Origin of the sequence: Edaphobacter acidisoli, assembly GCF_014642855.1 — a bacterium.
Taxonomy (GTDB): Bacteria; Acidobacteriota; Terriglobia; order Terriglobales; family Acidobacteriaceae; genus Edaphobacter; species Edaphobacter acidisoli.
In genome coordinates this window covers 821,277-836,126 of sequence record NZ_BMJB01000001.1, presented here as the reverse complement: position 1 = coordinate 836,126, position 14,850 = coordinate 821,277, and the positions used below count along the sequence as shown (strand labels likewise).

Genomic DNA, 14,850 nt, shown 5'->3' with positions numbered 1-14,850 from the left:
GGAGCCCGCAGCAGTATACCGCGGCCACATCACACCTGAAGTGCAGAACCAACCGCGGCATCGTCCATCCAGCAGATTAGAAGTCCTCGTGAAACGCCACCTCGCCCGAGACCGCAGTCTGATAAGCCGAAACCCTCCGCTCGAAGAAGTTTGTCAACTCCTGAACATCCTGCAAATCCATAAACGAGAAAGGGTTCTTCACGTTGAACACCGGCGCGATCCCGAGCCGCTGCAACCGGCAATCCGCAACATAGCCCAGATACTGCCGCATATCCCGCACCGAAAGCCCCGCAACGCCGCCGCTCAAAAGGTCTTCCGCAAACTGCGTCTCCGCATCGACAGCCTCATGCAGCATCTGCACGATGTCGCGTTCAAGCTGTTCATCCCACAGGTCAGGCTCCTGACTGCGCACAACATTCACCACCTCAAACGCAAACTCCAGATGGCAGCTCTCATCGCGAAACACCCAATTCGTCCCCGCGGCAAGCCCATGCAGCAGCCCCTTCGAGCGCAGGAAGTAGACATACGCAAATGCGGCAAAGAAAAATAAGCCCTCAATGCAAGCGGCAAAACAAATCAAATTGAGCAGAAACTGCCTGCGATGCTCGAGCGTGCTGAGCTGATCAAGCGCCTGAATCGAATCCATCCACTTCATGCAGAAGTCAGCCTTCTTCGCAATCGAAGGGATGTTCTCCACCGCCGCAAACGCAGCCGCGCGCTCCGCCGGATCGGGCACGTAGTTGTCCAGCAGCGTCAGGTAGAACTGCACATGCACAGCCTCCTCGTAGAGCTGCCGCGAAAGATAAAGCCGCGCCTCCGGCGAGTTGATGTGCTTGTACAAATTAAGAACAAGATTGTTCGAGACAATCGAATCCCCCGTCGCAAAAAACGCAACCAGCCGCTGAATCAGATGCACCTCAGCAGGATTCAGCCGCTGCTTCAGATCGACAAGATCGGTCTGAAAATCGACCTCCTCCACAGTCCACGTATTCTTAATGCCATCGCGGAACATATCGTAGAAGACCGGATAGCGCATAGGCCGCAGCGTCAGACAGAGACCGGGATCGAGAATAGCTTCAGGCGCTTGAACAGATGACATGAAATCTCCTTTACTGGCACGCTTCGCACGAGCCTGGGTTCTCCAGCGAGCAGGCCACGGCAGCAATTGCATTCACGGTTGTAGAGTTAGCCGCAACAGTCGTCTTGGCAATCTTCGTCGCCGGGCGCGACCGCAGATAGTACGTCGTCTTCAGCCCGCTCTTCCACGCATACATGTACATCGAGCTAAGCCTGCCAATCTGCGGCGACTCCGAAAACAAATTCAGCGACTGGCTCTGATCGATATAAGCATTGCGGTCACGAGCCATATCGATCAGCGCGCGCATCGGAATCTCCCACACCGTCCGGTACATGCGCTTCAGATCATCCGGCAGCTCCGTAATCTGCTGAATCGAGCCTTCGGCCAGCTTCAGCTTCATCCGCATCTCCTCACTCCAAAGACCGCGCTCCTTCAGCTCCGAAACCAAATAACGATTGACCTGAATGAACTCTCCCGAAAGAGTCTCACGCTTGAAGAGGTTCGAAATCTGCGGCTCAATGCACTCATAGCATCCGGCAATCGAAGCAATCGTCGCCGTCGGCGCAATCGCAATCAGCAGCGAGTTGCGCACGCCGTGCGTGCGAATGCGCTCGCGCAGCACATCCCACAGCTTCTCGTCCGAAGGCTTCACTCCCCAGAGATCAAACTGAAGCTTACCCTCCGCAAGACGCGTCTCAGCAAACGCAGGATGAGGACCAGACTTCTCAGCTAACTCACACGAAGCGGCCAGCGCATGAAAGTAAATCTCCTCCTGAATGCGCGTCGAGAGCGCCAGCGCTTCAGGCGAATCAAACGCCAGCCGCAGCTGGAAAAAAACATCCTGCAATCCCATCACACCAAGCCCAACCGGACGCCACCGCGCATTGGCACTGGCCGCCTGCGGAATCGGATAGTAATTAATGTCGATCACACGATCGAGCATCGGCACAGCAGCCCGCACCGTCTGGGCCAGCTTATCGAAATCAAATGCACCATCCGTCACATGCCGCGCCAGATTGATCGACCCAAGATTGCACACAGCAGTCTCATCGCGCGAAGTCACCTCGGTGATCTCCGTGCACAGGTTCGACAGATGCACCACATTGCCGGGCTTGCCCGTCTGGTTGCACTTCAGGTTCGTCGCATCCTTGAAGGTCATCCAGCCATTGCCCGTCTCGGCAAGGCAACGCATCATCCGCGCATAAAGATCGCGTGCCTTCATCTGTCGCGCATAAAGCTTCTCCGCCTCGGCCTTTTCATACGCAACAGTAAATTCGTCACCAAACAAATCCGGCAGATGCGGCACGTCCTTCGGATCGAACAACGACCACATCTCATCGGCCTCAACACGCCGCATGAAGAGGTCAGGAATCCAGTTGGCAAGATTCAGGTTGTAAGTACGCCGCGCCAGATCGCCCGTATTCTCGCGCAGTTCCAGAAACGACTCAACATCCGCATGCCACGGCTCCAGATACACACAGCACGCGCCCTTGCGCTTGCCTCCCTGGTTCACCGCCGCAACCGAGCTGTCCAGCGTCCGCAGCCACGGCACAATCCCATTCGAAAGCCCATTCGTCGCGCGAATCAAAGACCCTTCCGAGCGCACCCGATGAAACGCCAACCCAATCCCTCCCGAGAACTTCGAGAGCAGCGCCACATCCTTGTACGAGTCGTAGATCGACTCCAGTGAATCCAGCGGCGAGTCATGCAGGTAGCACGAAGACATCTGCGCGTGCTTCGTACCGGAGTTGAACAACGTCGGAGAGCTCGGCAGATAATCGAGCGACCCAATCAGCCGATAGAAATCAATCGCTTCACTTGGCGTCCCCGCAAGTCCACAAGCCACACGCAGGAAAAAATACTGCGGCGTCTCAATCACCTTGCGCGACAGCGGATCGCGCAGCAGATACCGGTCATACACCGTGCGCAGGCCAAAGTACTCAAACCTGTCCGAGAGCTGCTCATCAATCGCATGGTTGAGCTTCCTCGCATGAACGCGCACAAACTCCGCCGTAGCCGGATTGATCACACCCTCGCGCTGCCCATGCTCAATCGACTGCGAGAACGAGTGCAGGTTCTGCCCCGCAACTTCTTTGATCACCGTCCCCAGCAGCAACCGCGCGGCGAGCTTCGAGTACTGCGGCTCCTCCGCAATCAGCGACGCCGCCGTATCGATCGAGATCGCATCCAGCTCGCGCGTCGTCGCGCCATCGTACAAGCCGCCAATCGTCTTGCTGGCCACGCGCATCGCATCCACATGCGACAACCCCGACGAGCATCGCTGCACCGCGCGAACAATTTTATTGACATCGACCGGCTCAAGCGCGCCATTGCGCTTGCGCACATGCATCGTCGGCATCTCTTCGTGAACTGGAAAGCCAGGCAGCACGCCCGACAGGCTGGACTGAGTAGTGGCCATCGAACCCTCCCTGCCGGCGAAGGGGGAAGAAGCAAACAGCAGCGCTCCTCAGCGGAGCGATAGCCACTGCCACTTCACCTCCCCTCGGAGGCGTAAGCGAATGTCTTCGTGGCAGGTCTTCGGACTCGCAGGCACCCTACTTGCTCCAGCTTCCCGGCCGTCAAGCCAGTGCTTCGAACAGAGCTTTCGTTCCTGCTCACCGCTGCGGGGCAGTTCCGGCTTCTCACCGGATTCCCTTTTCAGCCCAATCTCTCAATCAGGCCACCGCGAAGTAAAACCACTCTATCATGAGATTCAGAAACCGCAAGCCCCCATATCTTGCGGTATCTGTGCAAATCTCAACCCCAGCCAGATGAATCCAGTGGAAAGCTATTTGCGTCGACGAAATGCCAGCAATTTCATAGCACGACGCTCCGATCGCTGCGTCGTGCCGGGGATTTTGCTCGTCCGATGAGCACCGTCACGCCACATCGCGCCAATCAAGAATCACCTTGCCCGAGTTCCCCGACCGCATCGCATCAAACCCAGCCTCGTAGTCGCGCCAGTTCAGCCTGTGCGTAATCACAGCCGAAATATCAAGCCCGCTCTGCAGCATGACAGTCATCTTGTACCAGGTCTCATACATCTCGCGCCCATAAATCCCGCGCAGCGTCAGTTGATTGAAGATCACCTGGTTCCAGTTGATCGAAATATCCTGCGACGGAATCCCCAGCATGGCAATCTTCGCGCCATGGCTCATATTCGCCAGCATGTCGCGAAACGCCGCCGGATTGCCCGACATCTCCAACCCCACATCGAAGCCCTCATGCATCCCCAACTGTTCCTGCACCTGCTTCAGCGTAGTCGAGCGCGGATCGACTGCCCGCGTCACTCCCACCTTCTCCGCAAGCGCACGCCGATACTCATTCGGGTCCGAGATCACCGTATACCGCGCACCCGCGTGCTGCGCCACAGCCGCAGCCATAATCCCAATCGGCCCCGCTCCCGTCACCAGCACATCTTCGCCCAGCACCGGAAACGCCAACGCCGTATGCACAGCATTCCCCAGCGGATCAAAGATCGCCGCAATCTCATGCGAGATCCCCGGCGCATGCTGCCAGATATTCGACATCGGCACCACAACATACTCTGCAAAAGCCCCATTGCGATTCACGCCCACCCCAAGCGTGTGCGCGCAAAGGTGGCGCCGCCCGGCGAGACAATTCCGGCACCGCCCGCAGACAACGTGCCCCTCACCACTCACAAGCTGACCAATCGCAATATCGGTCACATTCGAGCCAACAGCCACAACCTCGCCGACAAACTCATGACCAATCGTCAGCCCCTGTTTGATCGTCGAGCGTGCCCAGGCATCCCAGTCGTAGATGTGCAGATCGGTGCCGCAGATGCCAGTAGCCAGCACACGAATCTTCACATCATTGATGCCCATCTCCGGCTCGGGCACATCCTCCAGCCACAAACCGCGCTCATCGCGGCTCTTCACCAACGCTTTCATTTGAGCCTTTCCCGCTGCACGTTTTCACAGACAGCATTCAAGGCTATTCCGTAACAAAACGAAAGTCAACGATACCAATGCCCTGATGAGCGCACTCTATAACCGTTCATGCAACGAAAGAGAGTCACCTTTCCCAGTTGTCATCCTTCCGCGCTCCGGGGTCCCCGGCGAGCTTGCTCGCTGGGGTGGGCAGCGGGAGGCCTGCTTTTCACCCCTCTGCGCAAGATTCACACCTGATGGAGTCACTTCCCAATGACCTCAACCATCTCCGAATCCGGCTTACTCCACGCCTTGTATCCAGTCGCAGTCAACTCCCCTTCCGTATCATTCCAATGCATCCGCGTCAGCTCGAACTTCCCCTGCTCATAGTCGTAAGTCGAACCATCATCCTGATACAACACCGCATCGCCATCCGCGCCGCTGTAGACCCGCACCTTCGCAATCGCCTGCTTCTCATTCGTGCTCTCCACCGGAGCACCCAGCGCCAGAATCGAGCCCGCCCGCACAAACACCGGAATCGTATCAATCGGTGCCGCCACCGTAACGCGCTGCCCTCCATGCACACGCTCGTTGGTCCAGAAGTTATACCAGTCCGTCCCCGCAGGCAGATAAACCGAGCGCGTCGTCGCGCCCTGCTCCGTCACCGGAGCCACCAACAACGCCGGCCCAAACATATACTCATCGCCGATGTTGGCCACCTTCGGGTCCTTCGGAAAATCCATAAACAACCCACGCATAAACGGCGCGCCCGTCTCATGCGCGTCATATCCAAGCGTGTAGATATACGGCATCAGCTCATACCTTAGCCGCAGATACTTCTCCAGAATCGGCTCCGCCTGCTTCCCATACGACCACACCTCGTTATGGTTGCGGCTGCCATGCGAGCGAAAGTTCGGCTGAAACGCGCCATACTCAAACCACCGCACATACAGCTCCGGATAGTCGTCGTAGTGCCCCACATTCTCCCGCGCATCGCTCGGATCAATCAACGGCGGATGCTCCGGCTTGTGATACGCAGGCAGATACTGCCACCCACCAATATCCGTGCTCCAGTAAGGCATCCCCGAGGCAACAAAATTAATCCCCGTAGGCACCTGCCGCCGCAGCGTGTCCCAGTTGGGAGAGATATCCGACGACCAGAAGATCGCCCCATTATGCTGCGCGCCCGTATAAGCATCCCTCGCCAGAATCAACGCCCGCGTCTTCAGGTCGCGGCGAAACCCGTCATAGATCGCCGCCGTATGAAACAGCGGATACACATTGAAGTACTCCGTTCCCGGCCCGATATGAAAGTAGCTCCCATTCGGAGGCAGGTCCGGCTCCGTCTCATCCGCCCAGATCGAATCGAACCCTTTACTCAGAATGTTGTCGCGAATCGTATCCCAATACCACTTCGCCGCATCCGGATTCGTCGTATCAATATCCGACCCCGCGCGATCATACGGCAGCCCATTCGTTGGCGTGCCATCGGCCAGGTGCATGAACCAGCCATTGTGCAGCAGCGTGTCGTAATAGCGCGACCCCGGCACAAACCGCGGCCACACGCTGATCATCGTGTGAAATCCCATCGCGTGCAGTTGCTTATTCATCGCCACCGGGTCAGGCCACTTCACCGGGTCCATATCCATCTGGCCCATCTTCGTGTAGTAGAACCAGTCCACAACAAGAACGTCCGCAGGCAGATGCCGCTCACGATAGCCCTTAGCCACATCCAGCACCTCTTCCTGCGAGCTATACCGCTGCTTGCACTGAATGTACCCGTAAGCCGACTTCGGCAGCATCGGCACACTGCCCGTCAGCAGCCGATAGCCCTCATAGATCTCGTCATACGTCTTGCCCGCAATCACAAAGAACGAAACCCGCTGCCCCACCTGCGAGGTCCACCGCGTCTGGTCATTGAATCCAAACGCCACGGTCGTCTTCGAAGGGTTATCCCAAAGCAATCCATACCCATAATTTGTAACCACAAACGGCACACATACACTCTGCCCCGACGGAGCATCATAATCATGCGCACACCGAATCACATGATTGCGGCGATCAAGAAACCCCTCCTGGTTCTGCCCCAGCCCGTAGTAGTGCTCATCCTTCGACGAAAAAAAGGACGCCCCCACCTCAAAGAAATCATCATCCGTCGGTCGCCGGTCATACAGCACATCGGCATTCCCATCCTTATGGTTCGGCACCGACATCTGCCACCCCTGCATCGAAAGCAGGTCCTTCCCATCAGGAGTCTTGAAAGAAATCCCCACACCAGGAGTAGACCCACTGAAGAACTTCGCAATATCAGCAGCCGTCCCGGTCGGAGTCCACTTATGGCTCGCCCCAACCGTCACCACCATCTGCGACGAGCGATACACATCCCCCTGCTCATTCGCCTCGTGCGTCCATCCAGCCGCCGAAGGATGCGCCGTAATTCCATACCCCGGCCCCGAAACCGCATCCTTCTTCCGCAGGCTCAACGTCACGCGCAGAATATTCGGAGCATAAGGCTCCAGCATCACCGTCGCATCCTGCCGCGTCAGCACAACCGACTCCTGCGCCACCGCGCCCGGAGCAGTCAACACTAGCGCCACCAGCATGCAAACCAACCAGCCGCCCATCCTCATCAACCCACACTGATAACGATTGCAAAACACCCCATCTGACCCGAGACGCATTCCGGCCCTGCCTTTCATCGCAGCTGAATTGTGAAGAAATGAATCGTTTTAGTTTAACCACACCCACTGTTGCCTGTCATTCTGAGCGCAGCGAAGAACCTCGGTATTTTGCTTGTGGTCAGCACGAATCTTCGCCTTCGAAAGGGCTGCACCAACTCGAAAACTGGCATGGCCTTTCTTGCATTCCCATTCCCCATCTTTCTCGCATTTCCATTCCGTAGCGCAGCTGAGGAATCTGCTGTTGCCTTTCTTGTTTGTCATTTCCGAAGGGAATCTGTGGCTCGCTCTTCCCGGCAAAAAGCCTGTCAATACCCCCAACTTCAAGAAATTCCCCCAACCCCAACAAACCAAACCGAATATAAATCTCCCAAACCTGGCGGTTTAGTTTCACCCAACCCGCTACACTGGAAATGAACACCCAACGCCCGGCGCAGACCGGGCGTTTTTCATTGCCGAACCCATGTCGCATTCCATATATCTAAGCCATTTCGTTTGAAGACTTTGGTACTTCAGTACGGGAGGGGGTAAGTACCAATCCGGGCCATTTCTCCACCCCGGACGTCATGAGAAGATAGCGATAGAAAACTGAAGGAAATCCATGCCCCATCCAGAATTCGCCATCGCCATCATGGCCGCCGGCAAAGGCACGCGGCTCAAGAGCAAGCGCCCCAAAGTCCTCCACGAGATCGGCGGCCGCGCCCTGTTGCTCCATGTCATCGCCGCCGCCAAAACCATCGTCCCGGCTGAAAACATCTACTGCATCGTCGGCCACGAGGCCGAGATGGTGAAGTCCGCCGTAGCCCACACCGGCGTAGCCTTCGTCCTCCAGGCCGAGCAGCGCGGCACTGGCCACGCCCTCCAGATGCTCAAGGCCGACTTCGAGCTCTCTGGCCAAACGCCTCCCGAAAACCTACTCGTCCTCTCCGGCGACGTGCCGCTCATCCGCCCCGAGACCATCGCAGCCGTCCGCGACGCCCACCTCCGCGAGCAGGCCGCGATGACCATCCTGACCGCCGTACCCGACAACCCGCACGGCTACGGCCGCATCCTCCGCGTCAAAGAAGACGCACCAGAAGTCCTCGCCATCGTCGAGCAAAAATCGCTCAAACCCGAACAACTCGGCGCCCGCGAGATCAACTCCGGCATCTACTGCTTCAACACCCGCGCACTCTTCAGCAAGCTAGACGCCCTCACCACCAACAACGCCCACGGCGAGTTCTACCTCACCGACATCGCCGCCATGCTCGTCGCCGAAGGCAAGCGCGTCATCGCCGTCAAAGCCGAGAGCGTCAACGAAGTCCTAGGAGCCAACACCATCGCCGAGATGATGCACCTCGACGCCGCCATGCGCCTCCAGAGCGCCCAGCGCCTCATGGCCAGCGGAGTCACCATCTTCCGCCCCGAAACCTGCGTCATCGACGCCGAAGTCACCGTCGGCCCCGACACCACCATCGAGCCCTACGTCCAACTGCTCGGCGCAACCCAGATCGGCTCCAACTGCCGCATCCGCTCCTACTCGGTCATTCAAAGCTCGCGCGTGGGCGACGAAGTCACCATCCGCAACGGGAGCATCCTCGACTCCGCCACAGTCGCCGACAAAGCCATCCTCGGCCCCTACTGCCACCTCCGCCCCGAGAGCAACATCGGCGAAGGCGCACACGTCGGCAACTTCGTCGAAACCAAAAAAGTAACAATCGGCAAAGGCTCGAAAGCCAACCACCTGAACTACCTCGGCGACGCAGTCATCGGCGCAGGCGTCAACGTCGGCGCAGGAGCCATCACCTGCAACTACGACGGCGTGAACAAGCACCGCACCACCATCGGCGACGGAGCCTTCATCGGCTCCGACTCCACCCTCGTCGCCCCCGTCACCATTGAAGACGGAGCCTACATCGCCGCCGGAAGCTGCATCACCGAAGACGTTCCGGCAGGCGCACTGGCCCTCGGCCGCGCCCGCCAAACCACTAAGCCCGGATGGGCCAAGGCAAAAAAAGAAATGCGGGAAAAAGCAAAGGCCAGCTGCTAGTCACTACACAATCCATATGCAGCTCTTTAGCTTGTCATTCTGAGCGAAGCGAAGAACCTCAGTATTTTTCGAAGTCATCGAAGATGCCGGGTGGGACCGTCAAGCGCTACTCGTAACGCAGTGCCTCAATCGGATCCAGATTCGCAGCCTGAATCGCGGGAATCATCCCGCTCACCAACCCGACGACGACAAGAATCCCCGTCGCAATCAGCACGCTATGCGGAGAGATCAGCAGATGAATATCTGCCTTCTCCGCATTGGCCGCAAGCGCACTGTAAAACTTGATCGTCCCAATCGACTTCGCCACCGCATAAGCGAGCCCAATTCCGCCCGCTCCGCCAAGTCCCGTAATCACCATCGACTCTGCGAGAAACTGCATCAGAATATGCCGTTTCCGCGCACCAAGGGCCTTCTCAACACCAATCTCACGCGTCCGCTGCTGCACACTTACCAGCATGATATTCATCAGCCCAATACCGGCAATTCCCAGTGTCAGCGCTCCGATAAATGCCAGCAGCACCTGAAGCGCCAGCGAAATAATACGGAACTGCGCCAACTGCCGCATGATGTCAGCTACAAAGATCGCATTGTGGTCCGAAGGTCTGAAGCCATGCGAGGCGGCAATCGAGTTGCGCAGCGCCTGCTCCACAACTGTGTGATCGCCGCGATAGCTCATCCAGATGCCATCCAGATACTTCGTATCCTTCATCTCGCTCATCGTGCTGTATGGAATGTAGGTAATGCGGTTGACGTTATCTCCGCTCTCCTGCATCTTGGGCTTCAGCACGCCTACAACCTCAAATGCAATGCCATTCAGCCGGACCATCTCGCCCAGCGGATACGCACCCGAGAACAGCTTCGTCTTCGCCTCCGAGCCAATCACCACAACGTGATTGCGCTGTTGTACATCGTCTGCGGTGAGAAACCTTCCCTCATCGATGTCCATTCGCTGAATATCCGCAAGCTCAGGCGAGACCCCATCCACTTCCCACGTGTACGTATGCAACTCGTTCTGGATAGGCTCATTCTTCCAGTACATCGGCGAGACGTGGATGATTCCCGGAACTGTCTCTTCAATATGCTCCATGTCATCCATCTGCAGCCGAACCTTCACACCAGCCTTGGTTCCACCCGCCTGCTCGCTGGTCGTCCCTGGAAACACGCCCATCATGTTCGTGCCCCACTGCGCGAAGATGGCCTCAAACGCGCGTCCAAAGCCAGCGCCGTAAGCCAGCAGCAGCACCACCGTAGCAATTCCCCAGGCCATGCCGAGAACGGTAATAACCGTGCGTCGGCCATTGTGCCGCATCGCCTCGATAGCCTGTCCGAAGATATCGCGCAACATGGCCTATTCCTTCCTCAACGCTTCCACCGGCTCCATCAGCGCCGCCTGCCGCGCAGGATACAGCCCCGCAACCATGCCACAAAGCGTCAGCGTCCCCAACGCCAACGCCGCCGACCACGGAACCAGCCGCGGAGGATCGAAACCCATCTGGTTGTTCCCCATCGCATGCTGCAACACGATCATCAGTGCAGCAGAACCCAGAATTCCAATGACTCCGCTCAATCCCGTCAGCAGCATTCCTTCCAGAAAGAACTGCATCATGATGCTGCCGTTCGTCGCGCCAAGCGCCTTCCGCAACCCGATCTCCTTGGTCCGCTCCGTCACCGTCACCAGCATGATGTTGATAATGCCCACCGCTCCCAGCGCGAGCGTAACGATGCCCACTCCACCCAGAAACACATCCATCGCAGTAAAGATCACGCCCACCATGCGCATGGTCTTGATCGTGTCCCACTCTTCAAACGCATCCTTGTTGCCTGCATCAAATCCATGCCGCGCGGCAATGATACGGTGAACGTCCGCCTTCGCCGTCTCGTTCAGGTCCTCCGTCAACGGCTGATATTGAATGGACGAGACCGCGTCCAGCGGCACATTGTCGCCCAGAATCGGGAACAGCTCCATCATCGTCGAGAGCGGAATATAGATCTGCTGGTTCTCGCCATCGTTGTTCCCTCTGCCAATCTTGTCGGCCACGCCGATGACCTGAAACCTGTACCCATTCAGCAGGATGGATTCGCCGACCGATGGCCTCCCGGGAAACAGAAGCACGTTGTTCTTCTGCCCGAGCACCACGACGCGCCGATGCTGCGTCTCATCGTCCGCATTCAGAAACCTTCCCTTGGCAATCGGCAGGCGCCGCACCTGAGGATAGTTCACCTCAACGCCATACACGCCCCCACCCGCGCTCGAAAACTCGCTGACCTGCTTGATGTCTCCGCGATTGATGAACGCCGTCGCGTTCCGCACATGGCTCGCCTGCGCCCGGATCGCATCCGCGTCACTCAGTGTCAGATAATAAGGACGCATCCCGGTGTGCTGATTCGGTGACGCGGGAATGTTCCCACCCCAGGCCATGATGACGTCTTCGCCCAGCTGCGACAGTCCGCGGCGCTGCCCCGAGCGAAACCCTTCGCCCAATCCAATCAGCAGCAGCAGCGAAGCTACACCCCACGCGATGCCGAACATCGTCAAAAACGAGCGCAGCTTATTGGCCGCGATCGAGCGGAAAACCTGAGCGAAGATGTCCACCAGGGCGCGCATGACGGCGATCAGACTTCGTCTCACCCTTTCTGGTACGCAAAATCCCGGACCCAGTTCCCTATTCTGAACCAGTCGAGCCGCTACCGCCATCACCCTGACAGGTCAGATATCAGGTTAGACACCGCTCAGGTCTGATTCCGCACAAGGTTCTTCATCAGGGCCGGAGCATCCGGGTCAGGCTCCGTCTGCGCTCCAACCCCAAGCGCACCCAGAAACCCCTCCACCGCCCGAAGCGTCCCCGCAGTCGCCGCCGGCGGATAGAGCACCTTCACCGCGCCCCCAGGCGCAAGGCTACCGCGTACAGCAACACATCTCTCCGGCCTGTAAACGCAAGAGGCAAGGTCCGTAATGCTCAGCGCCTCGCTCGGCGTGCAGAGGATCGTCTTCGGCGGAGCCATCCTGTCGAGCAGACTGAAGATCTCCAGCTTCGACTCCAGTTCATCCGGCACAAAATCCACCGCCAGGTCGGCCTCCCGCACGGCGTCTTCAACCGTAAGGGCCATCTCCAGCCGCCCTGCAGGCGCACCAAGCCCGGCAAACTCCGCCTCCGCCTTGCGCAGGTTCGCTGGCATGACATCTTCAAGCACTACATGAAATCCCGCCGCGGCGCAGGCCAGGGCAAATCCTCGTCCCGCAGTCCCCGCCCCAATCACTGCAACCGCGCGGACACAGGGCTGGGCCTCCGCACCACTCACTTCTTGCCCGAGACCGCAGCCAGCACTGTGTCGATACTCGGTTCCGCATGACGAATGTGGTCGGCCACGCGCTGGCGCTCATCCTCGGTCAGCGACGGCAACACCGCCAGAATCCTCCGCAGTGTCACAGAGATATCGTCTACATAGTTCATCGTGCGTATAGCTTCACCGGAAAGAGGCATCGTCGCTCCTGAATTCTGATTCTCGAACCAGTCTAAATGTTCACGCCCGACTCTGCTTGCGCCGCTCCCTCGGCCGACCTGGCCTCGCCCTCTTTCGTGGGTTCGTAGCCATCACGATCGGTCATCTCCATCAGCGAGGCCAGCTTGGTTGCGAAATCCGGGTGCAGCGCATCCATTCCATACCGCCACGTCCAGTTCCCCTCGCCTGCCGCAGGCCTGTTCATCCGTGCCTCGCTGCCCAGGTGCAGGACGTCCTGCATGGGAAAGATGCACAGGTTAGCCACCGACCGCGCCGCCGCGCGCATCATCGCCCAAACGATCTCGCCATCATGCTCGATTGTTTCCAGATACGTCTGCGCATTGATGCGTTCCTGTTCGCTCGCATCCCGTTGCCACCAGCCCAGCGTCGTGTTGTTGTCGTGCGTGCCCGTGTACACCACCGTGTTCGGCACGAATTTGTGCGGCAGATACAGATGGCTTCCGCGGTCCGAAAATCCAAATTGCAAAATGCGCATCCCCGGCATTCCAAAGTGCTCACGCAGCTCATCGACCTCAGGCGTAATCAGCCCCAGGTCCTCAGCGACGAACGGCAGGTTGCCAAACACATCCTTCAACCGCTGAAACAACTCGTGCCCCGGAGCCTTCACCCACTGCCCATGCACCGCCGTCTCTTCTTCGGCTGGAATCGACCAGTACGCCTCAAACCCGCGAAAGTGATCGAGGCGAATCATGTCATAGAGCGCAAGCGCCCGCCGAATCCGCGCCACCCACCAGTCAAATCCCCGCTCCCGCAACAATCCCCAGCGGTACAGCGGGTTTCCCCATCGCTGCCCCGTCACCGAAAAATAATCCGGAGGCACACCCGACACGCGCAGCGGCCGCCGCTCCTCGTCCAGCTCAAACACCTCCGGATGCGTCCACACATCCGCGCTGTCGTAGCTCACGAAGATCGCAACGTCACCCATCACGCTGATCTTCCGCTCCGCGCAGTAGCTCCGCAGCTCGCTCCACTGCTCATTGAAGAAGAACTGCACCACCTGTTCCACGGCAAGCTCGCGTCCATGCGAATTCAGCACCGCAGTCAACGCATCGTGATTCCGCAATGCATACTCCTGCGGCCACTCGTTCCAGCATGCATATCCATGCATGCGCCGCAGCACGTTGAACATCGCATAATCCGGCAGCCACGAGATATTCTCTTGGCAGAACTGTTGAAACCGCGCGCGCCTGTCATCCGGAGCGTTATACAGAAAGCTCGCCGCCGCTTCTTCAATCAGCGGCAGCTTGCGCTGCATCGCCACATCAAAGTCAGCCGGCCCTTCATGCCCGGGCAGCCCGGCAATTCTGTCCCATGCAATCCACCCATCGTGCGCCAGCCTCTCCAGGCTAATCAGCAGCGGATTTCCCGCAAACGCCGACAGCGCCGAATACGGCGAGTTCCCATACCCCGTCGGGCTCAGCGGCAAAACCTGCCACAGCCGCTGCTTCGCCGCCGCCAGAAAATCAACAAAGCCATACGCTGCTGGCCCGAAGTCGCCCACGCCACCATACGAAGGCAGCGAGGTCACATGCAACAACACACCCGATATTCGCTCCTGAATAGCCCCGTCCCCACTCATCGCTCCCCCTTGCACCCGTAGGATGCCTGAATCATACGCGAGGAATATAAACCCATCGCTGGCGCGGCGTC

10 protein-coding genes and 1 riboswitch are annotated in these 14,850 nt (G+C 58.3%); of the genes, 1 reads left to right on the top strand and 9 read right to left on the bottom strand.

The features are described 5' to 3' along the window. Nucleotides 1–76 precede the first annotated feature (76 nt). The 4 genes from IEX36_RS03370 to IEX36_RS03355 form a co-directional block, all read right to left on the bottom strand. Nucleotides 77–1,099: a ribonucleotide-diphosphate reductase subunit beta gene (locus tag IEX36_RS03370; RefSeq protein ID WP_188757900.1), complete on the bottom strand. Its 1,023-nt coding sequence runs from the start codon at nucleotides 1,097–1,099 to the stop codon at nucleotides 77–79. A 10-nt stretch (nucleotides 1,100–1,109) separates the two neighbouring features. Next, on the bottom strand, nucleotides 1,110–3,497 hold the full coding sequence (locus IEX36_RS03365) for a ribonucleoside-diphosphate reductase subunit alpha (RefSeq protein WP_188757899.1): 2,388 nt from the start codon (nucleotides 3,495–3,497) through the stop codon (nucleotides 1,110–1,112). Between the two features lie 93 nt (nucleotides 3,498–3,590). After that, nucleotides 3,591–3,781: riboswitch (cobalamin riboswitch) on the bottom strand. 176 nt (nucleotides 3,782–3,957) lie between these two features. After that, nucleotides 3,958–4,992: an L-threonine 3-dehydrogenase gene (tdh, locus tag IEX36_RS03360; RefSeq protein WP_188757898.1), complete on the bottom strand. Its 1,035-nt coding sequence runs from the start codon at nucleotides 4,990–4,992 to the stop codon at nucleotides 3,958–3,960. A 242-nt stretch (nucleotides 4,993–5,234) separates the two neighbouring features. Next, nucleotides 5,235–7,574, bottom strand: coding sequence for a glycoside hydrolase family 31 protein (locus IEX36_RS03355; RefSeq protein WP_263364966.1), 2,340 nt, complete (start codon nucleotides 7,572–7,574; stop codon nucleotides 5,235–5,237). A 676-nt stretch (nucleotides 7,575–8,250) separates the two neighbouring features. Between IEX36_RS03355 and glmU the strand changes: the two genes are divergently transcribed. Continuing rightward, nucleotides 8,251–9,678 carry a bifunctional UDP-N-acetylglucosamine diphosphorylase/glucosamine-1-phosphate N-acetyltransferase GlmU gene (gene glmU, locus IEX36_RS03350; protein WP_188757897.1) on the top strand — a complete coding sequence of 476 codons (1,428 nt, stop codon included), beginning with the start codon at nucleotides 8,251–8,253 and terminating at the stop codon, nucleotides 9,676–9,678. Between the two features lie 106 nt (nucleotides 9,679–9,784). Here glmU and IEX36_RS03345 read toward each other — a convergent pair whose 3' ends face one another. From IEX36_RS03345 to malQ, 5 genes are all read right to left on the bottom strand, one after another. Continuing rightward, entirely contained in the window at nucleotides 9,785–11,023 is a 1,239-nt protein-coding gene (locus IEX36_RS03345) for an ABC transporter permease (RefSeq protein WP_188757896.1), read from the bottom strand. A gap of 3 nt (nucleotides 11,024–11,026) precedes the next feature. Beyond that, nucleotides 11,027–12,307 carry an ABC transporter permease gene (locus IEX36_RS03340; RefSeq protein WP_308422274.1) on the bottom strand — a complete coding sequence of 427 codons (1,281 nt, stop codon included), beginning with the start codon at nucleotides 12,305–12,307 and terminating at the stop codon, nucleotides 11,027–11,029. Nucleotides 12,308–12,408: 101 nt separating this feature from the next. Then, nucleotides 12,409–12,978, bottom strand: coding sequence for a 3-hydroxyacyl-CoA dehydrogenase NAD-binding domain-containing protein (locus IEX36_RS03335; protein ID WP_188757895.1), 570 nt, complete (start codon nucleotides 12,976–12,978; stop codon nucleotides 12,409–12,411). Next, complete coding sequence (locus IEX36_RS03330) at nucleotides 12,975–13,160, bottom strand: hypothetical protein (protein ID WP_188757894.1); 186 nt, start codon at nucleotides 13,158–13,160, stop codon at nucleotides 12,975–12,977. Before IEX36_RS03330 ends, IEX36_RS03335 begins: the two co-directional genes overlap by 4 nt. 32 nt (nucleotides 13,161–13,192) lie before the next feature. After that, a complete protein-coding gene (gene malQ / locus IEX36_RS03325) occupies nucleotides 13,193–14,779 on the bottom strand; it encodes a 4-alpha-glucanotransferase (RefSeq protein WP_188757893.1) in 1,587 nt (528 codons plus the stop codon). Nucleotides 14,780–14,850 lie beyond the last annotated feature (71 nt).